This is a genomic window from Vibrio sp. Vb1127, from assembly GCF_033338735.1.
Taxonomy (GTDB): domain Bacteria; phylum Pseudomonadota; class Gammaproteobacteria; order Enterobacterales; family Vibrionaceae; genus Vibrio; species Vibrio alginolyticus.
The window spans coordinates 42570-64570 of the sequence record NZ_JAWOTF010000015.1 but is presented as its reverse complement, the minus strand read 5'-3'; the positions used below and the strand labels follow the sequence as shown (position 1 = coordinate 64570).

General features: G+C 44.9%; 23 protein-coding genes. 8 read left to right on the top strand and 15 right to left on the bottom strand.

All coding sequences use genetic code 11. The annotated features are described in order from the left end of the window. Positions 1-72: 72 nt before the first annotated feature. Both R7H07_RS17900 and R7H07_RS17895 read left to right on the top strand, forming a co-directional pair. The gene (locus tag R7H07_RS17900; RefSeq protein WP_017635023.1) at positions 73-978 is read left to right on the top strand and encodes a DMT family transporter; all 906 of its coding nucleotides are present in this window, start codon (positions 73-75) and stop codon (positions 976-978) included. Positions 979-1172: 194 nt separating this feature from the next. Continuing rightward, positions 1173-3620 carry an EAL domain-containing protein gene (locus R7H07_RS17895; protein ID WP_005379207.1) on the top strand — a complete coding sequence of 816 codons (2448 nt, stop codon included), beginning with the start codon at positions 1173-1175 and terminating at the stop codon, positions 3618-3620. Positions 3621-3638: 18 nt separating this feature from the next. Here R7H07_RS17895 and R7H07_RS17890 read toward each other — a convergent pair whose 3' ends face one another. The 4 genes from R7H07_RS17890 to R7H07_RS17875 are packed head-to-tail and all read right to left on the bottom strand — an operon-like array spanning position 3639 to position 5880. Beyond that, positions 3639-4709, bottom strand: coding sequence for an AI-2E family transporter (locus R7H07_RS17890; RefSeq protein WP_005379202.1), 1071 nt, complete (start codon positions 4707-4709; stop codon positions 3639-3641). A gap of 45 nt (positions 4710-4754) precedes the next feature. After that, positions 4755-5081 carry a hypothetical protein gene (locus R7H07_RS17885; protein WP_005379200.1) on the bottom strand — a complete coding sequence of 109 codons (327 nt, stop codon included), beginning with the start codon at positions 5079-5081 and terminating at the stop codon, positions 4755-4757. After that, entirely contained in the window at positions 5071-5583 is a 513-nt protein-coding gene (locus R7H07_RS17880) for a phage holin family protein (protein ID WP_005379198.1), read from the bottom strand. The genes R7H07_RS17885 and R7H07_RS17880 overlap by 11 nt, the downstream gene beginning before the upstream one ends. A gap of 48 nt (positions 5584-5631) precedes the next feature. After that, complete coding sequence (locus tag R7H07_RS17875; RefSeq protein WP_005379196.1) at positions 5632-5880, bottom strand: hypothetical protein; 249 nt, start codon at positions 5878-5880, stop codon at positions 5632-5634. 361 nt (positions 5881-6241) lie between these two features. Between R7H07_RS17875 and R7H07_RS17870 the strand changes: the two genes are divergently transcribed. Together R7H07_RS17870 and R7H07_RS17865 are read left to right on the top strand one after the other, a co-directional pair. Beyond that, positions 6242-6679 (top strand): DUF2383 domain-containing protein, encoded by a 438-nt coding sequence (locus R7H07_RS17870; protein ID WP_005379194.1) that lies wholly within the window; start codon positions 6242-6244, stop codon positions 6677-6679. Between the two features lie 148 nt (positions 6680-6827). After that, complete coding sequence (locus R7H07_RS17865; protein ID WP_005379193.1) at positions 6828-7226, top strand: hypothetical protein; 399 nt, start codon at positions 6828-6830, stop codon at positions 7224-7226. Positions 7227-7428: 202 nt separating this feature from the next. Here the strand turns inward: R7H07_RS17865 and R7H07_RS17860 are convergent, their stop codons facing one another. The 5 genes from R7H07_RS17860 to R7H07_RS17840 all read right to left on the bottom strand — a co-directional run bounded on the left by R7H07_RS17860 (position 7429) and on the right by R7H07_RS17840 (position 10753). Next, a complete protein-coding gene (locus R7H07_RS17860; RefSeq protein ID WP_047103710.1) occupies positions 7429-9093 on the bottom strand; it encodes a diacylglycerol kinase family protein in 1665 nt (554 codons plus the stop codon). Positions 9094-9237: 144 nt separating this feature from the next. Beyond that, on the bottom strand, positions 9238-9669 hold the full coding sequence (locus R7H07_RS17855) for a hemerythrin domain-containing protein (RefSeq protein WP_005379185.1): 432 nt from the start codon (positions 9667-9669) through the stop codon (positions 9238-9240). Between the two features lie 104 nt (positions 9670-9773). Continuing rightward, positions 9774-9971, bottom strand: coding sequence for a hypothetical protein (locus R7H07_RS17850; protein ID WP_005394413.1), 198 nt, complete (start codon positions 9969-9971; stop codon positions 9774-9776). Positions 9972-9979: 8 nt separating this feature from the next. Next, complete coding sequence (locus R7H07_RS17845) at positions 9980-10156, bottom strand: DUF1328 family protein (RefSeq protein WP_005379177.1); 177 nt, start codon at positions 10154-10156, stop codon at positions 9980-9982. 45 nt (positions 10157-10201) lie between these two features. Next, the gene (locus R7H07_RS17840) at positions 10202-10753 is read right to left on the bottom strand and encodes a BON domain-containing protein (RefSeq protein ID WP_005379174.1); all 552 of its coding nucleotides are present in this window, start codon (positions 10751-10753) and stop codon (positions 10202-10204) included. A 436-nt stretch (positions 10754-11189) separates the two neighbouring features. Here R7H07_RS17840 and R7H07_RS17835 point away from each other — a divergent pair, with 436 nt between their 5' ends. After that, the gene (locus tag R7H07_RS17835; RefSeq protein WP_005382945.1) at positions 11190-12533 is read left to right on the top strand and encodes a sigma-54 interaction domain-containing protein; all 1344 of its coding nucleotides are present in this window, start codon (positions 11190-11192) and stop codon (positions 12531-12533) included. 93 nt (positions 12534-12626) lie between these two features. Here R7H07_RS17835 and R7H07_RS17830 read toward each other — a convergent pair whose 3' ends face one another. The 3 genes from R7H07_RS17830 to ftnA form a co-directional block, all read right to left on the bottom strand. Beyond that, positions 12627-13820, bottom strand: a complete 1194-nt coding sequence (locus R7H07_RS17830; RefSeq protein ID WP_149192280.1) for an NAD(P)/FAD-dependent oxidoreductase — start codon at positions 13818-13820, stop codon at positions 12627-12629. 180 nt (positions 13821-14000) lie between these two features. Then, positions 14001-14324: a universal stress protein UspB gene (gene uspB, locus R7H07_RS17825; RefSeq protein WP_005379169.1), complete on the bottom strand. Its 324-nt coding sequence runs from the start codon at positions 14322-14324 to the stop codon at positions 14001-14003. A 91-nt stretch (positions 14325-14415) separates the two neighbouring features. Continuing rightward, positions 14416-14943 (bottom strand): non-heme ferritin, encoded by a 528-nt coding sequence (ftnA, locus tag R7H07_RS17820; protein ID WP_005379167.1) that lies wholly within the window; start codon positions 14941-14943, stop codon positions 14416-14418. A gap of 282 nt (positions 14944-15225) precedes the next feature. Between ftnA and uspA the strand changes: the two genes are divergently transcribed. Continuing rightward, entirely contained in the window at positions 15226-15651 is a 426-nt protein-coding gene (uspA, locus tag R7H07_RS17815) for a universal stress protein UspA (protein ID WP_149192279.1), read from the top strand. 64 nt (positions 15652-15715) lie between these two features. After that, positions 15716-16594, top strand: coding sequence for a carboxylate/amino acid/amine transporter (locus R7H07_RS17810; RefSeq protein WP_065274996.1), 879 nt, complete (start codon positions 15716-15718; stop codon positions 16592-16594). Positions 16595-16662: 68 nt separating this feature from the next. On the opposite strand, the gene R7H07_RS17805 is transcribed toward R7H07_RS17810, so the two are convergent. The 3 genes from R7H07_RS17805 to R7H07_RS17795 form a co-directional block, all read right to left on the bottom strand. Further along, the gene (locus tag R7H07_RS17805) at positions 16663-17235 is read right to left on the bottom strand and encodes a hypothetical protein (RefSeq protein WP_053349764.1); all 573 of its coding nucleotides are present in this window, start codon (positions 17233-17235) and stop codon (positions 16663-16665) included. A gap of 186 nt (positions 17236-17421) precedes the next feature. Continuing rightward, positions 17422-18201 carry a class I SAM-dependent methyltransferase gene (locus R7H07_RS17800; RefSeq protein WP_005379162.1) on the bottom strand — a complete coding sequence of 260 codons (780 nt, stop codon included), beginning with the start codon at positions 18199-18201 and terminating at the stop codon, positions 17422-17424. Positions 18202-18290: 89 nt separating this feature from the next. Continuing rightward, a complete protein-coding gene (locus tag R7H07_RS17795; protein WP_206959434.1) occupies positions 18291-21416 on the bottom strand; it encodes an EAL domain-containing protein in 3126 nt (1041 codons plus the stop codon). Between the two features lie 113 nt (positions 21417-21529). On the opposite strand from R7H07_RS17795, the gene asnC reads away from it, so the two are divergent. Continuing rightward, a complete protein-coding gene (gene asnC, locus R7H07_RS17790) occupies positions 21530-21994 on the top strand; it encodes a transcriptional regulator AsnC (RefSeq protein WP_005465258.1) in 465 nt (154 codons plus the stop codon). Positions 21995-22001 lie beyond the last annotated feature (7 nt).

Sequence of the window (22001 nt, the reverse complement as noted above, 5' to 3'; positions counted from 1 at the left end):
GGCCTTCCTATAATATTCTTTCTTCCGCTCAAATTATCCAAACCGAGCGGCACATCATCACGCAGAGGCATCATGAACGAGCGTCGCGCCCTAGGATTTGGGCTCTCAGCAGTATTACTTTGGTCTACCGTTGCAACCGCATTTAAACTCACGCTGGCAGAATTTACGCCGATTCAAATGCTATGCATTGCCAGCATCGTCTCTGCGATTGCGCTAACAGTAATCTGTGGTGTGCAAGGTAAATTGGGCCAGTTAAGCGCTACATTTTTCTCAAACCCTTGGTATTACCTACTGCTTGGGTTGATTAACCCTTTGGCGTATTACGTTATTCTGTTCAAAGCATATGACTTGCTGCCCGCATCTCAGGCTCAAGCGATCAACTACAGCTGGGCCATCACCTTAACGTTAATGGCCGCTGTTTTCTTAGGACAAAAGATCCGTGGTAAGGACTGGCTGGCTTGCGGTTTTAGTTATGTCGGCGTGATAGTAATTGCCACACAAGGCAATCTTTTAGGCATGGAATTTGAAAGCCCGTTGGGTGTTGGTCTTGCTCTGCTATCAACGCTGCTGTGGGCCGGTTACTGGATTTTAAATACCAAAAATAAGGCCGACCCTGTGGTTGGCGTTCTGCTCGGCTTTTTGGTCGCTATTCCATTCGCCATTGGTTTAAGTCTTTATGAAGGTGCGAACTGGCAGATGATCTCAGCTAAAGGCTGGGCAGCGGTGACGTATGTCGGACTGTTTGAAATGGGGATCACTTTCGTTTTGTGGCTGAGCGCACTCAAATCAACGCAAAACACCGCGCGTATCAGTAATCTGATCTTTGCTTCTCCATTTATCTCACTCATGTTGTTAGCTACCATCATCGGCGAAGAAATTCATCCTTCAACCTTGATTGGCCTGGTATTGATCATCAGTGGCTTAGTCATTCAGCAAGTCTCATGGGGCAAGAAAACCAAAGCGGTAAACGCTTCTTAATCACCTATCAAAAGCCCTAAAAAACGATGCAATAAGTTGGATAAAAAAGAGATATAGATAACATTTTAATGATAGAAAGCACTTTACGCTGCTAGGATTTAGCTACGCGTTGGATACGATACTCACAAAGCCCAATAGCTTACGCTAGATTCTAATATAATTACCTTTGGGCGATTTAGGACTCGTTATTAATTATGTTTCGCTTCGCTATTCCTTCGCCTTTGATGGCAGACTGGCAACACGTTCTGCGACAATGCTGTAATGTAACTCAAGCTCAGGGACAGCTTTATACTCTGAGCGATACTCAGCAGTGGCTATCGACTGAGGTGTCCACCTCAACCCAAAATCATCGTGCTATCGTCGATGTGATAACGCAAGTTGTCGATCACTTTACGCCGACAGATTTTACAGTTAGCCATACCCCCTTTGAAGAGCAAACCTTGAGCATTGGACCGATTTGGCTACCTAATGGCGAATTGCTTGCCGTACTGACACTGACTCACCCTAATGATCAATCAACGGTTGTTTCGGCATGGCTAAGCGCAATCGCGGGGCGGATCAGCTTTGATATCAACTTGCACTGTCAGCAAGAACAAACGCGACATCAAAGCGCGGAAATAAAGCCAACACCAACACTACAAGAGTTTATCGACTGCCTTGAAGACCACGTATGGATAAAAGGCATGGATGGTCTTTATTCGATGACCAATCGAAGCGTAGAAAATGCGTGGCAAAAAACCAACAGTGAAATCATTGGCAAAGACGATTTTGCCCTGTTTAGCCATGAACGTGCGGAAAAATTCATTGATGCCGATAAATTGGTGGTAGCCACTGGCACGCAAAATATTGTTGAAGAATGCCGTCAAATTGATGAAAACAATAACCCCACTTGGCTAGAAACCATTAAGTCTCCTGTCCGTGATCATGCGGGAAACTTAATCGGCATTCTGGGGATGACACGTAACATCACCCGCCGAAAAATGGTAGAAACGCAGCTCTCCTTAGCGTCCCAAATTTTCAACAATTCGCAAGAAGGCATGGTCATTACAGACCGCAATGCCAACATCATTGATGTAAACACGGCTTTTACCCAAATTACAGGTTACCGCTCTGAAGAGGTGATAGGAAAAAACCCACGAATTCTGCGCTCAGGCCATCATGATCAAGGTTTCTATCAACAGTTGTGGCATCAACTCGAAAACAAAGGCCAATGGAAAGGCGAATTCATCAACAGAAAGAAAGATGGCAGCATTTATCCGCAATTAGCGACCATTAGCGCCGTAATGGACGATAAAAACCACCTTATTAACTACATTTGTGTGTTTGAAGATATCTCTGTGCGTAAGGCACACGAAGAAAAGCTACAACGCATGGCTTTTTACGATCCATTAACCAATCTACCTAATCGAACCCATTTACTCAGCTTACTTGAGCAACACATCGAAACCGGACACAAAAACCAGCAGACGTTTGCCACCCTATTCTTAGATATCGACCATTTCAAACACATCAACGATAGCATGGGCCATTTCTGTGGTGACCAATTGCTGTCTAAGTTAGCGATTCGTCTGCAAGATGTGCTTCACCTCAATGCGCATGTGGCTCGCATTGGCGGCGATGAATTTGTGATTATTTTGCCAGACATCCATAGTGATGTTGCCTTACTGGAAACCGTCGGCGATATTCTAAGCGTATTCCAGCAACCATTCGACTTGGCAAATCACGACTCACTTCGTGTCTCGACCAGTATTGGTATTGCCTTGTACCCAAGAGACGGTCAAGACAGTGAAACCTTACTGAAAAACGCAGACACCGCGATGTACTTAGCGAAGAAAAATGGACGCAACGGCTACGCGTTTTACTCACCGGATTTGACCGATAAATCCGTATCCCATGTACGCATTCAATCCGCTTTGCATCAAGCAATAGAAAAACAACAACTCCGGTTAGAATTCCAACCGCAATACAATTTGGAACAAAATACGATTGTCGGCGTGGAAGCTTTATTACGCTGGCAGCATCCAGAGTTTGGCCCTGTACCACCAGCAGACTTTATTCCAATTGCAGAAAAAACAGGGCTGATTCAAAGCATTGGTGAGTGGGTGTTACAACAAGCTTGTTTGCAAGGTAATGCTTGGCTGGACCAAGGCATCGAGTTTGGCAAAATCGCCGTCAATGTTTCTGCGTTGCAGCTTCAGCAGTCAAATTTCATTCAGCGATTAAGTACTATCCTCGATAACACCGGATACCCTGCCCAACGGTTAGATTTGGAGATCACAGAGAGCTTTTTACTGATCGACCCTCAACAAGCCATTGCATCGTTAAATCAATTACGAGAGCTGGGTATTGAGATTTCTCTGGATGACTTTGGAACTGGCTATTCGTCTTTGTCTTACTTGAAAGGTTTGCCAATCAACAAACTGAAAATTGACCGCTCATTTGTCAGTGATGTCCCAAGTAATAGCGACAGCAACGCGATTGTGAATGCCATTATTGCCATGGGAAAAACGCTGTCGTTGAAAGTCGTCGCGGAAGGGATAGAAACTCGGGAACAAGCCGATTACTTATTCGAAAAAGGCTGTATTTATGGTCAGGGATATTTATTTAGTCAGCCAGTGAGCGCTGGAAAACTGTTTCGTTGAACCAGCTTGACCCTCAAGTCACTCTCGCGGTGCCACGTCCGCGGAGGTGATTTGCTTTGCTTGATTTTGGGTTGATTGGCATAGCTCTAGACGATCAACCAAAATATTGATACAAACCAGCAACGGCACACCGATCAATAGTCCCATTCCGCCCCAAAGCCAGCCCCAAAAAACAAGCCAAACAAAAATCACTAACGGGTTTAAGTTAAACCTTTTCCCCAATAGTGTTGGTGTAACAAACTGACTTTCAATCAAATTGAGCAGTAAATAGATAGACACCACCGTCAGCATAAAACTGACCGACTCCAACTGAAGATAAGCAACAAAGCCAAAGCTCACCATGGATATGACAGGGCCGAGGTACGGCGCAAAATTCATCACGCCTGCAAATGCGCCCCATAGAAATGGATCTTCAAGGCCTAGAACAAAAAACACGGCCCCGACACTCAACCCCAGCCCAGCATTCACTAAAGTGATGGTGCCAATGTATCGAGATAGGTCTTTCTGTAGCGCTTTGACCAACTCAATCGCTTGGCGCTGTTTGGCGAACCCATGTAAGTAAGACACTGACTTTCGAAATAAGCTTCGTCCATGATTGAGCATAAAGTAAACCATAAACAGCACGATCATCGCTTGTGTCAAAATCGTCGGCGTCGTGGTCGCGAGCGTTTTTACCAAAGAAAATACGGTGTTGTTCCCGACCTCATCCATACTCATATCGTTGGCGATATTCAATGGAGTATTAAGGTGATCAGCCGAAGCTTTAGTAACTTCGCTTACTTCTTGCGACACATTTTTCACGATACTGGGCAGCTCAGACCACCATTGCTTGGCGGGCTCCGACATGGCGGCAAGACCAATAATTGAGGCGCCAACGAGGAATGACAGCGTCAACACGACGGTAATAGCACGTGGTAAACCTTTGTCTTCAAGATAATTAATGAAAGGGCTGCACAGCAGAGAAATAAAGGTGCTAAGCACAATAGGTAACAATATTGGCTTGGCAAAATACAGCCCTGGGACGAGTAACAGGACGAGAAGCGTTGCACCAATCGCAGTGTTGGCAGGAATGTTCAATTTCGCTGTCATAATAAGCTCAGAATCGGTAAGAAAATTTTGCGGTGAAATCCGCTATTAGAGTGGTTCGCCCTCTGTCGTCGCAGCGTTGCTTACTTGTGTTGCTGCATTTCCATTTTGCTCCGCATCTGACTCATCCAGAGAAGCTGCCGCGACCGGCTTTGTGAGCGAATCGGTAATATCAGACACGCTGCTAACCAATAGCCCCATTGACGAAATAGAAGAAGTCAGTCGAGACAATCGACCTGCTTTTGCTGCGGTAACGGCAACGACAGCACTAATGCCTAATGTCGTCCAAGGGTTTTCTCTCACAAACTTCTTGGTGGTAAACGTGAACATTTCCATCGACAAACAGCATTGCTCTAGAGACGCTTTACCTTCCATCCGCTTGATCCGCATGGCTCGATTGAGCTTTTGTAGCGAGCGCATCCCACCCCTCCTGTAATTGTTCTGTCGTATTTTTGAATCCAAGAAATCCAACTAAACGCTTCTGCCACCAGGCTAAAGCAAATAATGCCAAGCCTAATGATGTGATAAATACACCCACGGCAACATACACGTTGGCAGTTAACTGATAAGCCACCACCCCAGAGGCAAGGCACAAACTGAATACGAACAATACCGACAATAGAGTAAAAACAACGGTACACAGCAAAATCTGACGCACTGCGGACACGTTAACTTTCATCTCCAAGAGGAACAAATCCAACGTTGAACCTGACCATGCTTTTAGCGATTTCGTCAGTTGGTCCAATTGCGCAAGAATGCTGCTCAAACCATTAATGGTTTGTTGGATATCCTGTTCTTCTGCCCCATCAGGGGCTCGGCCGCTGTCTGAAGCCGCCGAGCCTGATTGCTGATTGGTAACTTGCCCTGAGTTATTCATGTGAAGCCTCGCCTTTCTGTTGTGTGGCTTAATCCTTGGTGACCACTATTATTTGATCAGCTTCGAAACCGCCCAACCAGCAAGGAAGGCACAACCTATGCTCAGCAATGGGCGCTCCTTGATTACATTTTCTGCCGACTTAGTCGCCTGCTGAACTTGCTGCGCACCTACATCCAGCTTCTCTTTGGCTTGGTCTTTCATCGCGCCAACAGCTTCCGTCGTGGCTTGCTCCGCTAAGTGATATGCTTCTTCTAACTGCTCTTGAGGTTTTACTGTGCTTTCTTTTGTAGTAGCCATAACTAGCCTCCATTAATGAGTTGAGTAGTGAATCAAGTGAAACAATGTTTGACCTCACTTACTCCCTACAAAGCCATATCCATGCCAGAATTTTAAGTTATTGTTTTTTGTTGATTTTATTTTTATTTCGATAAAAAGCCGTATCTGTACGTGTAATTCTTTCCAGGCTTTCCACGCCATTCTTGTAATTTTTTCTTAGCGCCTTACCGACTGTTAGCAAGTTATTGCAAAACAAGATATTAAGTCACTGATTAATAAGACTTAAAGTTCATTGGCATACAACCTGCAACTGAAGACGAAACATCGTGTTTGTATTCCATACGCTCAAACACCCCTATCACCAGTAAATAAGGAGTGGCATATGAAAAATGAAAACATCGCCTCAATCATTGAGCTTATCGAAAGCGGAAATGAAATTTACAACAAGGCCATCGAGAACATCGACAACACTTCTTTGAATAATGTGTTGGTAGAACTGCTCAGAGTACGTGAGCGTGCAGTCATTGAGCTCACTCCCTACTCTCTAGCAAGTAACAATGAAGAATCTGCCGACGACACTCCGGTTTCCTACACCATCAAGGCGCGTGAGGTCTACAGCGACGTGATGAAGGAAGTGTCCTCTGACAAAGAGTCTATGTATTTAGAACAGCTTGAAGGTGTCGAAAGCAAGGTACTCAAAGAGATTGAGAATTTGATTACTTCCCACCCAGAGCAGGCGGATAACTCGGTTCTGCTGAAAGTTCGTAGCGATATAAAAAGCTGCAAAGAAAAACTCAGCAGCATCAGCCTTATTAGCTAAAACTTGGTGGTCGCCTTTGCAATAAAGCTCAGTATTGAGCAAAGAAATGGCCAACTTGCTTTGGCCATTTCTGACAAGCCCACAGGCGCATTAACATAACCATCACGAGAAATGTCCCACGACAATAGTCATAAATAAAGAGGTCACTATGACATTGGATAACAATCGAGTAAGGGAGCTACTCGTAAAAATGACACACCATCGCCAAACGTGTTTGCCTCTCGTTAACCCGCAATCACATATGACACTCGCAAGAGCGGCATATCGATTCGTGAAAATAGAAAAAGTGATGATCAAAAAGATGGCGAAGCTGTTCTTCGATCAAGATGGTGAACAATTCATTGCAGAAAATGCCACCGAATACGGCGTTGCCGAGTTAGGCAATTACAAAGAAATGCATTTTATGAATAAACTACTGTTAGATGATTTAAAAGCCCTGCTTAGAGCCATTGACGACACCAACTTAACCGCACTTGTTTCTTATTGGTTAGCTGCTTTACAAGTTGAAAACGATGAAATTGAAAAGCACTTACCTCAGGGTGAGTAATTGTACTCGCCCTTCTTTCTTTCACTTTGTTTAAACCACATCCCCAATCAACCTAGTAAAAGGTGCAGATAGAAAAAAGCCGCTGCATCTACGCAGCGACCTTAATAGCCTTTTTACGACGCACACCAAATCATCAAACAACACAGAAAAAGCGCCATGTAGAATACGAAGCAAATGGCGCGTTATCCGCGGATTATCTGTGTTAAAGCGAAGCTGATTTACGTCTCTGGCTTGGAACAAATACGTTCAATGACTTTGGACGCAGCTTGATTGCCAGTTGCTCATCAGAATACAGTTCACCATCAATCACATACTCAATCGGTTTATTCGCAGAAATAGTGACGCTCTGAGCCGTCGCGTATTGAAAATGTGTCGATTCTTCCTGTGCGCCTACGCTCGTTAATGTCAGATCCGACAATGCGATAAGACGTCCGCCTAAAGACTCGGTGTTATCTAAATATGTGATATGCAGCTTGCCATCATCAGGCTGCGGCGCATCACCACCTTGGGCAAGCAACGTACTAAATGGAGCGATATTCGCAACGACAAAACTATGGACTTCAAGCGTTTGTGTATTATTGTCGTGGTTTCCATCTCCAGTTGGAGCATCTAACGAAACGGTTAAAGCTTGCGTTTCTTCCGCCACTACAGCATTAAAAAAGCCGGTGAGGTAAGCGAGTTGTCCAAAAACATTTTTCTCTTCTCGCTGAGCGTGCTCGATCATTTTCTGTTCTAGCCCAATGCCTAAGACCAATAAAATAAGCCGCTGATTACATTCCGCAGTATCAATACGTTGGCAGTGTCCGCCAAGCAACGCTTCACACGCTTTTTCGACCGGTGAGAATTTTGCGCCAACGCCATAGAGCACATGACATAACGCATTGGCAGTTCCGAGCGGAACAATACCGAGTTTGAGGTCGGTATCCACCAATTGGCTCGCCACCTCTGTTACTGTGCCATCGCCACCAGCTACGATGATTTGCTTAGCTCCACTTTCTTTTGCCTGTTGTGTTAGCTGCTCGGCGCTGAGGTTTGTGGTGGTTTGATGAATACTCAAGCGATATTTTTTGGTTAGTTCACGAATCAAGTGCTGTTCGTTTTCCTCCCATTTGCCGCCACCTGCAACAGGGTTAACCACCATCCAAGTGGATTGATCCAGCCCCAGTACGCCTTTTTCACTGATCGCTCGTAACGTCCTAATCTGTAATTTATTCAATCTCGCGGTACTGCGTACGTCATTGATTTTTTTCATCACGGATTCAACCGTCAGTGACGGGTCTTTGCTCAGTAAATACGCCGCCACAACAAACACTGAACGACCACGCCCTAACGCACAATGCACAACCACTGCCCGCGAGCACGAGATTTGAGTATCAATCCAGTTAATCGCATGGCGAAGGCGCTCTAGCGTCGGGGCTTTGTGGTCGAGTACCGGAATCGAAAGGTAATGAAACTGCTTGTCGGTCATCGCACTTTCAAGGCCTGCAAATTCTGCGGTGACATCGACAATACAAGAGATTTCATTGGATTCGAGAAAATCTAAGTCACTCTGAAACAAACGGCGAGATAGGTATAAATTGTCGCTGACTTTTTGGATTGGAGGCACTGTATCACGCCGTCTTTCCCAGGCGTTATACGCTCTAGCCCCCAATAGAAATGGGATGAATGCCCAGCGAATCCACCTGACAATCTTGCCATCTTGGTTTTTTCTAAAAATAGAGGGAATGTCGAATACGTAGGCTACGCTGACCAACGCTAAAGAAAGAGATATCCACAAGAACAGCAAACTAACGATAATTTGAGGCGTATATATAGCGGCCAATAAACTGATCAGAGCGCCAAGAATATAATATTTGATGATAAACATTCGCTCTCCTTGCCTTCAGCGAGTGCACTTTTTAGTGGAAGTTAGAATACGCGGGGGATTGAGCTTGGATACATGAACTTGAGTAAACGCCTTGATTGAGTGCCTTCCCGTGCCGAAATGGCACGAAAAGGTCCAACACTCTACCTAGCTTGCCATCTCTTCAACATAACCATCCGCTAGTTTCATTTTCTGCTTATCGGTCATTACCTTGCCGGCTAACTGGAAGAAACGCTGCTCTTCTTCCTCAAGATGGTGCAACACTTTGTGACGCAAGGTTTTCATTAGGTTGAGCCACGCTGGCGAGCTCATATCGGTTGCATCAAGCTGTGCAATCACTTTATCAATTTCATGATGCTCTGCGATGCCATGGCGAGTGAGATCAATGGTCTTATCGCTATCTATTAAAGGCGCGTAGAAAAATCGCTCTTCTGCCGCTGCGTGCTGTTCGAGTTCCTCTTTAAGGTTGTGGTAAAACTCTTCACGAGCGGGGGAATCTCCAGACGTTTCCATCAGAGCATCGAGTAAAAGGCGCTGCTTTTCATGACTCTCTTTCAGTACATCAAATATGTTTTTCATCTTTGACTCCTTATCTGATTGTAAACAATTGGGACAAAAGGAAGGGCGGTGATTGACCGCCCCTCTCTTACATAGCTATGCGTAAAAAACCTAACCTGATTCGGCTAACAGTCTTGGTCTTCAGCGTTTAGATTTTCTTTAATGTTTTCACATTCATCTTCAATCGCATTTTGGGTTTCTTCGGCGGCTTCATCTATCTTTTTGCCGGCCTGTTCCATTGGCCCTTCTTCACTACAAGCTGCCAACGCAAACACCAAACCGAATACTGCGGCGATACGGTAAATAAATGACGTAAGTTGCATGGAATCTCCTATCTATTTACGTTTTTTCTTCCTAGCAGAACAATCACTATTGATACAATTAATGACAATAGGAATAGGTAAAATATCACTTGCGCGATAGAGGCAGCAGCTCCTGCAATACCGGTAAAGCCTAATAGTGCAGAAATTAGTGCCAGTGCCAGAAAAATAAACATCCAACGAACCATAGTGTTACCTCCTAATAAAAGTGGGTTAAATCACTCGGCTCGCTATTATTGAACCACTTCTAGCTTATCAATCACCTTATTTACGTCATTGGTGTTATTTGCAATTGAAATTGCAAGATCATGCTCCGCATCTGAATTAACTTTACCTGCCAACGTTACCGTTTTGCGTTCTGTCGTTACATCAATATCCGTACCACTCACATTGGTATCCATTAGTAGGCGCGTTTTAACTATAGTCGTGATTTTAGAATCGGTCAGTGTAGCTAAAGCTTCTGAATCAGTTTCTTTCTTGCCTTCATTCACTACTGACAATTCGTTGTTTACTTTTTTCACACCATCAAGACCAGTAACAAGCTCTTCGGCAAGTGATTTTTCAAGATCATTGTTTACCGAACCAGAAAGGGTAACGACCTGATTCTCTACATCGGTATTGATATCAAAAGAGTTGAGATTGCTGTTTAGCAGTAGTGTGGTTTCAGCTTTACCATCTAGCCAAGCGTCCATGGATTCTTTTTCCCATTTATCACTCGCTAAGACTGCTGTAGATGAAGTAGCAAGAACTGACGTAAGTACAATTTTAGCTGCGATGTTATTCATGGTAATTCTCCTTTATTGACGTTGCACTTCCCTAGGAGCAAACCATGTGCCAACTTTATAACTCATTGTTTTTAAGTGACTAATAAAGGAAAGAGGTAAAAATGAGATGAGCAATAAAGTATAAGCATGAATTATTTACACGTAAAAAATGTAATTTTTAATCGGTGATAAAGCCTCCGTCACTTGTGCCTAAATAACCTGATAAAACAGAAAGGCTATTTCCCCAGAATCAATTAATAGCAAACTTATTATTTTAAAAATAAAAATCTGAACAAAAGGAAATATCTACTGATGGCTCTCACCGATATATATCAAAAAGGGGCTAACAACATAAAAATACCGAACAAATCCTTAAATCTATGCTGACAATATTTTGTCTTGTGAAGTGAGAATAATCCACGTACATTGTTTCTGTCATAGTAAAGAGGACATTTCTATGTCGATGCCAAGCCTGTTTCTAAGAATACAAGATCCATCACTTAAAAATGCCATCGCTTCTTGCCAGGAACTGAACAAATTTCGTCTGCATGACATCGATGCCGCAGACCAATGGATTGAAGATTTCCTACAACTCAAACCGGAAGTTGCGATTGTTGAAGTCGCCCACTTTACTAGTGCAGATTATCAACGTCTTTCTAATATCGAAGACATCTACGATATGGACTTGATCATCATTAGCTCAGGCGCTCCAAACGAGAACTTGGATAAGCTGATGAACTTGGGTGCTATTTTTCACTACAGAAAGCCCGTTGATATTGCCATTCTGACGGACACCCTGAGCGAAGTCAGCCAGTACTATCAACACAAACAAGATCAAGGGCGTAAAGTGTCCACCAGCGATCTTGACCAATTTGGTCTTTTGGTCGGCTCTTCCTCTCCGATGCATCAGCTCTATCGTATGATCAGGCGCGTTGCTAAAACAGAAGCCAACGTCCTTATTGTCGGTGAAAGTGGATCAGGCAAAGAACTGGTGGCGCAGACCATCCACTTAGCGAGTGAGCGTAAACAACAGCCCTTTATAGCGATTAACTGTGGTGCCATTAGCCCTGAATTGGTTGATAGTGAACTGTTTGGCCATGAGAAAGGCGCTTTTACCGGAGCAAATAAAACTCACCAAGGTGTATTTAAGCAGGCAGAGGGCGGCACCCTATTTTTAGATGAAATCACCGAGATGCCTATCGAGCATCAAGTGAAGCTATTGCGGGTGCTAGAAACCGGAGAGTATCGCCCAGTTGGCAGTAATACGGTTCATATCGCTAATACTCGCATCATTGCTGCTACAAACCGTGATCCTAAAATCGCCATTGAGGAGCAGTTCCTGCGTGAAGATCTGTTTTTCCGCTTATCGCATTTCCCATTAACGATACCGCCACTGCGAGAACGAGGCGGTGATATCGTAGGTCTGGCCAAGCACTTTATTGCGCACCGCAACGCCAATGAGGCAAAAACCAAAACGATTCTTGACTCTGCGATCCAAAAAATCGCTGCACACGACTGGCCAGGTAATGTCCGTGAGCTCAAACACACGATCGAGCGTGCATTCATTTTGGCTGATGACACCATCCGAGATGAACACCTTATCTTCGACACACCACCATTGGAAACAGGCACCAGCATCGAAGACCTTGTTCCGGCGGGCGTTTCGCTAGAAGAGCTAGAAAAAGCCGCCATTCTCAATACCCTTGAAGAGAATCAAGGAAATAAAACGGAATCAGCGCAGGAGTTAGGCATTAGCGTGAAAACGCTCTATAACAAACTCGAAAAGTATCAAGACGAGTAACTCGCTATGGGAATACAAAAAGAGCACTGACTTTTATTCAGTGCTCTTTTTGTATCTTATCTTTTATGCAGTTAGGCTGCGTTTGGTGTTTGATTAAACCCACTGCCCCGCAACAAAGCCGCTCGACCAGCACCACTGAAAATTGTAGCCCCCTAGCCAACCAGTCACATCCATCACTTCACCAATAAAATAAAGCCCTTTAATGTCTTTGCATTCCATGGTTTTCGAGGATAAGTGATCAGTATCGACACCGCCGAGTGTCACTTCCGCAGTTCGGTAGCCTTCGGTGCCATTCGGGGCGATATCCCAATGCTCTAGACGCTCCACAATCGCCGCAAGCTCCTTTTGATTGAACTGTTTTAGCGGTTTATCGACTAGCTCTTTACGTTCAATTAAGACTTCAACCAGACGCTTAGGCAGCACTTTGGCAAGCGTATTCTTGAGTGACTGATTTGGATGCTTCTCACGACTACGTTCTAATAACTCAGCAACATCATCGTTTGGCACAAGATTGATCAACACCTTTTGTCCGGCCCGCCAGAATGAAGAAATCTGTAACACTGCTGGACCAGATAACCCACGATGTGTGAACAACAGGGCTTCTTTGAACATGGTGCCATCTTCAGCCGTAATTTCCACAGGTACCGCGATACCAGATAACTCAGCAAAGTCTTCTTTGTCTTCTTTATGCAGAGTAAATGGTACAAGCCCTGCCGTGGTTGGGATAACTCGAAGACCAAATTGTTCCGCGACTTTATAACCAAATGGTGTCGCTCCCAGTTTTGGCATCGACAAGCCACCTGTTGCGATAACTAAAGACTCACATTCGACAATCTCAGTGCCAGCATGCAAACGAAAGCCTTCATCAATTTTTTCAATCGAATGAACATCGCATTGGTAACGCTGCTCGATGTTCGGCATGTCACACTCAGCTAACAACATCTTCACGATATCTTTGGCCGTAAATGCATCGACACAAAACAACTGGCCGTGATCACGCTCTTCGAACTCAATGCCATGTTTACACACCATCGAGATGAAATCCCAGTTAGTGTATTGGGAGAGCGCCGACTTAACAAAGTGCGGGTTTTGACACAAATAGTGATTAGCTGAAACGTCGTAGTTAGTGAAGTTACAACGACCACCGCCCGAGATAAGGATTTTACGTCCTGGCTTTTTAGCATGGTCGAGCACCAAAACACGGCGGCCTCGCTTGCCTGCTTCTGCAGCACACATTAAACCTGCTGCGCCTGCGCCAATTACAACAACATCAAATTTCTTACTCATCGGTAGCTCTTAGACTGATTGGTATCGAATCAAAATAAAAAAGGATGTGCACATTGCACATCCTTGCTTTCTAGGCGCGACATTCTACCGACAAATACCGAAAGGGAAAAGCGCTTAAACTCTAAGCGCTCTGTATGTCCGTAAAATCTCAGACAGAACAACTATCTAGATTATTGACTCTTAGAGAATGAAGGCTGCAAGTAGCGTCACGCCGAGCAACGCGGTCGATAGAACAAACAGTTCACGCACTCTTTCACACTTACCAGTAAAAATTTCATCGTGGTGATGATGATATTCTTTACTTTTAATGTAGTGATACAACCGCACCTGCTTGGTGACATTTCCATGAGTGGTAAAAAAACCATTACCATCAACTTGCTGATATAACAGCGGGTGCGCTTCACGCATGATATAAATTAGAGAACGAAGAGCGGTGAGATACCGGACCATATTAACTCCAGTTACCACCATTAGCGCAAATAAGATTGTGTCTCCACTGATCATCTTTTCCTCCCTACATCTTCAACAATGCTCAAGAGAAAAAGACGACCAAGACTTCGTCTTTACCCGCTACTTACAACGTCCCAAAACGCGTTTACGCAGCTGGAGCATCCATGATTGAAGATGAACCTTCTTTCGCCATTTGTGCTAGATCTTTGTCGATGAAGAACAACGCTTTACCGTCTTCACCTACCAGTTCGATCTTATCTAAAATCCCTTTAAACAACTTCTCTTCTTCGTGCTGTTCTGACACGTACCACTGTAGGAAGTTAAACGTTGAGTAGTCTTGGCTAGTAAATGCAACGTGCGCCAGTTTGTTGATTTTTTCCGTGATCATTTGCTCATGTTCAAATGTCTCGCGGAAAACGTCACCTAGGCTCGCAAAGTCATGCTTAGGCGCATCAATAGCGCCTAAGATTGGCATTGAGCCAGTTTCACTCACGTAAGTGAATAGGCGTTGCATGTGCTCCATTTCTTCTACGGCGTGAGCGCGTAAAAATTCAGCCGCACCTTCAAAACCTTTGTCTTCACACCAAGCACTCATTTGTAAGTATAGATTGGATGAGAAAAATTCTAGGTTAATTTGCTCATTCAATTGTTCGACCATAGTTTGAGACAGCATGTTAACTCCTATTATTGTGCATGCAATATACCCAAGTAACCTCGAAATAAGTGACGCTGCGAGAATAGCTTGGTCTGGCAGACACGGCGAAGTTTCACTTCAACTCTAGTCAGTAACACTACGCTTATTTCAGCATATCAAAGTCACTTGGGTATAACGCCACTATAACATGATTACTGAGACAAGACTTTGTACCTACGGCACCGATATGAGATCACTTCAGCAAATTTTTTTTGGGGTTGGTGCTAATCTAAAACTATGACCTTACAAGGAGATAGCAATATGAGTTACAAACACATACTTGTGGCAGTCGACCTTTCAGACGACAGTAAAGTGTTGATTAAGAAAGCCGTATCACTGGCTAAACCTCTGGATGCGAAAGTCTCTTTTATTCACATCGACGTGAACTACGCAGAACTCTACACCGGGCTTATCGATATCAATATGGCAGAAGCGCAACATCAAGCAATGGAAGCATCGCGCGCACAATTGGCAAACTTCGCAGAATATGCGCAATACCCAATTGCCCATACTTTAGTCGGTAGTGGCGATTTGAGTAATGAGCTGTGCGATACCATTCAAGACTACAGCATTGATTTGGTGGTTTGTGGTCATCACCAAGATTTCTGGAGCAAGATTCTATCTTCGACTCGACAGCTGATTAACTGCTCACCAGTCGATATGCTGGTCGTACCGCTAAAAGACTGATTGGCGCAACGATAAAACTTGGTTAGACTGCGGGCACATTTGTTGTTGATAAAGATTCTCATCCATGGCTTATCTATCCGCAGTTACCCTACTTTGGGCATTCTCATTTAGCCTGATCGGCGTTTACCTCGCCGGTCAGGTTGATTCTTGGTTCTCGGTGTTCATGCGCGTGGCACTGGCGAGTTTGGTTTTCATTCCCTTTTTGAAATTCCGTGGCGTTAGCAAACCCCTGATCGCGAAACTGATGACTGTCGGTGGCTTCCAGCTCGGTTTGATGTATTGCTTCTACTACCAATCTTTTTTGCTCCTTTCCGTGCCAGAAGTATTGCTGTTCACCGTATTCACACCCATTTACGTCACGCTAATCTATGACTTCTTGAAAGGTCGCTTTTCACCTTGGTACTTAGTTACCGCAGCAATAGCCGTATTTGGTGCCGCCTGGATTAAATTTGCAGGCATTAATGAAGATTTCCTACTGGGCTTTTTGGTCGTACAAGGAGCAAACCTCTGCTTTGCCATCGGTCAGGTGGGCTACAAATATATCATGGAGAGTGAACCCGTCGATTTGCCACAACACACCGTGTTTGGCTACTTCTACTTAGGTGCACTTTGTGTAGCAACCGTGGCTTTCGCGCTCATGGGTAACCTCGACAAACTACCAACCACTACAACGCAATGGGGCATTCTGACATACCTTGGGTTGATTGCTTCTGGTTTTGGTTACTTTGCTTGGAACAAAGGCGCGACTATGGTGAACGCAGGTGCACTGGCAGTAATGAACAATGCATTGGTTCCGGCGGGCTTGATTGTAAACATTGTGATTTGGAACCGCGATGTTGATGTCATGCGACTCGCCATTGGCGGTGCGATCATCATGCTATCCCTATGGATTAACGAAACCTGGGTGAAAAAGCGCGTAGAGATGAGTTACGCCAATAAGTAACGCAGCTAATCCTATAAACATTTCGACAATAAAAAACTCTCTCCGACTGGAGAGCGTTTTTTGTTTGATTAATGCACTTTGGCTTGTGAGATTGCGTTCATCAAAGCATTAGGTGGCGTTGGCAGCAGCACTTCTAGTTTCGCATTGCGCGCTTCAAGCTTGCGCTGACGCTTAAGTAACTTTTGTTGTTTTTTCGCCACTTTTAGCAACTTCTTTTGCTGCTTATAGTGCTTTTTCAGTGCTTTTTTCGCTTTCTTGAGCGATTTTTTATCCGCTAAATCAAACCATACTGGTGCGTCGGCTCTTACTGGCTCCGGAGATTTTTCGGCTTGTTTTTTCTCTTTCACACGCTCAACAACACGCTTCACAATCGCGGCTTTTTCGTTGCTTTGTTTCGTGGTCACTGGAATCGCTTGTGATGGCAGAGCTTCAACCAATAAGCCACATGCTTGTTGCTCACTCAATGGCTTGTCTTGGCATTTTTGTGGAGGAATTGCGGCTGGCTTACAAAGGGTATCTTTGGCCGATGAAGAGCGTGCGCAAGAACGACAAACGAATTTTGGTGCGACAACTAAACGATGGATATCACCAAGTTCTGCCGCGATCTGTTTGCGACTCATTTTACATAAACGTTTAGCCATTCTACTACTCCAGCTTCCCAGTTATCGACCGCATCACAACAAGTGAAATAATAATAATTCTTAGTTAGATATACAGTCAGGGAAGGGAATTAGCAAGAGAAAACTATCAATAGAGACGAGGAAAGAGAGGCTGAGTCACAGCACGACACACCGTACTGTGACAAGAAAAGTTGAGCCGTCAGGAAGTTATGCCATCGATGCTTTAACGTAGACATCGAAGCGATTTTTTTTCGTTTCAATCGCCATGGTCGGTTTTTTCTCGTTCAGCCAGTTAGCATAGTCTGGGCGTTTAACTACTACACGCTTTGTGGCTAACGCCATGGCTGGTTCTAGTAGGCCATCGGCGTCCAAATCGGCGCCAACCAACGATTGGAAAACGCGCATTTCTTTTTTCACGAGCGCCGACTTCTTTTTATTTTCTGGGTGCGGATACATCGGGTCAAGATACACCACATCTGGCTGGACAAAGTCTTTATCTTGCGCCAATTGTTCCAGCGCATCATGGCTAGAAGCATGGATTAGCGACATGCGCTCAGATACCCAGGTGCCGATTTCTGGGTCTTGTTTCGCTCGATCCAAGCCATCATCTAACAAAGCCGCTACGACTGGATGACGCTCGACCATCTGCACTTTACAACCTAGCGAGGCGAGCACAAACGCATCACGACCAAGACCTGCCGTGCCGTCTAACACGGTTGGCGTTGCCCCTTTGTTCAACCCCGCCGCTTTCGCAATTGCTTGGCCTTTACCACCACCGAACTTGCGACGATGACCTACCGCACCACCAATCAAATCCACAAAGATTGCACCCAGCTTTGGCTCATCCACTTTACGTAGCTCCAAACGCTCGGTGGTTAGCACCAAAGCAAAATCGCTATCGTCAGTGTGAGAAAGCTGCCAACGCGCAGCGAGTTCATCAAGATGAGATTGTTGAGACGGGTTTTCACAGATCAATTGCAGTTGCAAAAGGAGGCTCCAATAAAAATCGAGGTAACTGGCGCTGAGTGTATACCTAAGTTACCTATTAATGCTAGGTTGAGCTTGCTACGCAGAGGTTATACAACCGTCAGTTGCTCCACTAGCTCAGAAAGCGGCTTAGGATGACCAATACCGTAGCCTTGACCGTAGTCCACACCGAGGTCTATCAAATGCTGCATAACCTGGTCATTTTCGACAAACTCCGCCACCGTCACTTTACCTAGTTGCTTCGCCAAGTCATTGATTGAACGAACCATCACGCGGTCCATTTCATTTACGTTGATATCTTGCACGAAAAGACCATCAATTTTCACGATATCGACAGGAAGTTTCTTTAAGTAGCCAAATGAAGACAATCCAGATCCGAAATCATCCAATGCAATCATACAACCCAAAGCCTTTAGCTTGGTAAACAGCTCAATGGCTTGATCCAGATTGCTCATCGCCGCTGTCTCGGTGATTTCTAAGCAGATTTTTTCACACGGCAGAGTCGAACTTTCCAATCGCTCCAATAAGAAGTCAATAAACTCTTGATTCCCCATAGATTGACCTGAAAGGTTTATCGAACAGCGACCAAGCTGTTCAACCACCTCAGGACGCTGTTCAAACCACTCTAGTGTTTGAGTAATAACCTGCTTATCAATCCAATGGGCAATGTTGTAACGCTCGGAAGCAGGGATAAACAGCGCAGGAGAAACATAATCACCGTACCCATTGCGAATACGCACCAAAATCTCAAAATACATTTGAGTCTCGTGCTTTTGTAAGCTTTTTATCGGTTGAGCAAACAGTTCTAAACGTTGATTCGACAATGCCTCATGCACCAAATTGACGCTCTGCATTTCCATCTGACGACGCTGCAACTCTTCGTTATCTAAGCTGAATAGATTATAGCGGTTACGGCCTTGCTCTTTAGCGGCGTGACAAGCAGAGTCTGCTTGAGCGTGCACCATTTGTGGCGTATCAGCGGTATGATCGATGATACGGATACCAATTGAGCAACTGATGAACAGGCGTGTGTCTTCCCAAATAAAGAGATGTTCGCTTAGTGTCGAGATGATCAGTTTGGCAATATTGATGGCGCCATATTCGTCACAGTCTTTGAGTAACACCGCAAACTCATCGCCTCCCATTCGAGCCAAGATGGAATTGTACGGCAGAACGCCTTCCAGCATACTGGCGCAGAATTGAATCGCCGCATCACCTGCATCATGCCCAACCGTATCATTGAGGACTTTTAGTTGATCTAAGTCGAGGTACAACATGGCGTGGACTCGACGATGGCTGTCCACTTCGCACAGTGCGGTCTTAAGCTCTAGTTCAAAATGGTTTCTGTTGTAAGTCCCCGTCAGTAAGTCATAGCGAGCTTGGTATTCCAATTTCTCGGAAAGCAGTTTGGTTTCGGTAATATCTTCGCCCACAATCAGTAGTTGCTCAGATTCACTCAGCGGACGAATATTCTCGCGCACCCAAACACGATGACCATTTGCATGACGATACTCGACTTCACGTCGCCAAACACCATGCACTTGCTGGTTGGGTTGCAATAACACTTGGCGAGGGAACAGCACTTTGTCATCAAAATAGAACTCCCTCAGGCGATGTCCGAGCATGTCCATCGGTTTGTAGCCAAGAAGTAGTTGAGCAAATCGATTCACTTCTTGAATTCGGTTATTACTATCAAGCGTCACCATCATCACGGGCTGCTGCTCATAATAGTTGCGTAGGGTTGACTCACGTTGGTAGAGCTTGTCCTCCATCAATTTACGACTGGTAATATCGCGCGCTTCAAACAAGTATTGCTTATGATTCCCTACTTGCTGAGAAAAAGGCTTGAGCGAAACTTCTAATACCAAGGCGCCGTGTTCTTTACTCCAAATTTCAGCTTCAAACGTCGACACTTGATGGTGAGGCGCATGGAAATACTCCTCTAGCAGCGCTTGGGCTTTCTCACTCCAGTTGGGGTGAAACCAAAGTGGTCGGTCTAAACGCAGTCCTTGGTGATAAAGTAAGGATTGAAGGTGATCGTTGCCCGATTTAAGCACACCGTTGGCATCCAAAATGCCCATATACTGCATGCTCTGATCGAAAATCGACTCTAGAATAGCCTGGCTTTCTCGCGCAGCGCTCTCACTGCGACGCATCCGCTGTAAATAATAACCCATCAGCAAAATGACCACCGACATCACCACAAACAGACTACCAAACAGGCGAATTTCCTTGGCAAAACGTTCAGAAAGCTTCATTGGCTTATTAAAAAATACCGCAGAAACCTCTTGTTCAGCCCCCAATCCCCAACGCGCTACCGCTTGGTAATCGAGCTTTATTTCAGAATCACTTTTTTTCACGGCAGGCAGAGGCTGATCAGGGTTATCCAAAACGAACTCAAGCATCTCTGCGCTCTCAATACCATGCCGATAACCACTTTGAATAACCCCTCCAACTGCGCCATGACCCAAACCAATGTCATGCACCATAAACAGCGGCGCGTTTGAGACTTTGTTGACACCAACCCAGTCACGCTCGCTGCCAACCATACCTTGTTTATCTCGGTAATAGGTCCAGAACAAGACGACTTTATCGGAACTCAGTTTTGCGACTTGTTGTTTTAGATCGATGATGCTGTCTGGGACAAGTTGTACGATTTTGTCTCGATATTGCGGGAACTTGAGGACAAAATTGTCGATTTGATAACGCAACACCTCACCGGTCACCGAGTGGTCACTGACGATGAGAACTTGTGTGTAGTTCGGATGTAAGCGCTCAATAAGAGCGAGATTCGCTTCCAAATCGACATCTTCCATGACTCCGGTTGCATTCAGAGAACGATGTAAAGAAGGATGGTAGTTATTAATGCCGTTAAATATAACTGGGGTGTCTTTGAGGATTGGGGCTAAACGCTGCATGAGTTCAAGCGCATTGTTATCGCTCACTAAAATGGCATCGAATCGCTCTTTGCGTAATTTCGTAAGATATAAGGATTTTAGTTGTGCAAAAAACTGCTCACTCTGGTTACGTTTCGAGTCTAGATAGAGCACACGCATGTCCAGCGCTCGATCGCCCAGCTGTTGCTCGATGCCTCGCTGTATGGAGTCCGTCCAGAAAAAACCCTGATGATAGGAGTGCACGACCAACACCTTCGGATCTGAGGCCGTAGCAAACGCGCTCCAACATAGCGCGGCAATAACCAGAAAACGCTGCACATTCTCTCCATAGCATCGGAGTTAACCCGCAGTTACCCCTGCCAAACCTTGTGAATCGTGTCCGCTGTGAGTATAAAAGAGACGTAACTCTCATACCCAACGGAAATAATAGTATGAATGCGAGCCTGCCGAAACTCGACGACCTTGACCGCGCAATCTTAAAAACACTTATGGCAGACGCCAGAACGCCTTACGCCGAAATGGCTAAGCAGTTCGATGTCAGCCCTGCCACCATTCATGTGCGTATCGAGAAAATGAAATCGGCTGACATAATCGAGGGTACGGAGGTGATCGTAAATACCAAGAAGCTCGGCTACGATGTGTGTTGCTTTATTGGTATTAACCTTAACGCGGCGCGTGACTACCATTCCGCGTTAGAAAAACTCAATGCTCTCGATGAGGTAGTGGAAGCTTACTACACCACAGGCGCGTATAACATATTCGTCAAATTGATGTGCAAATCGATTGAAGAACTGCAATTTGTGCTGATTGATAAGCTGCAAGCCATTGATGAGGTTCAGTCCACGGAGACATTGATATCGTTGCAAAACCCGATCAACCGCAACGTGAATCCGTAAAATTTTT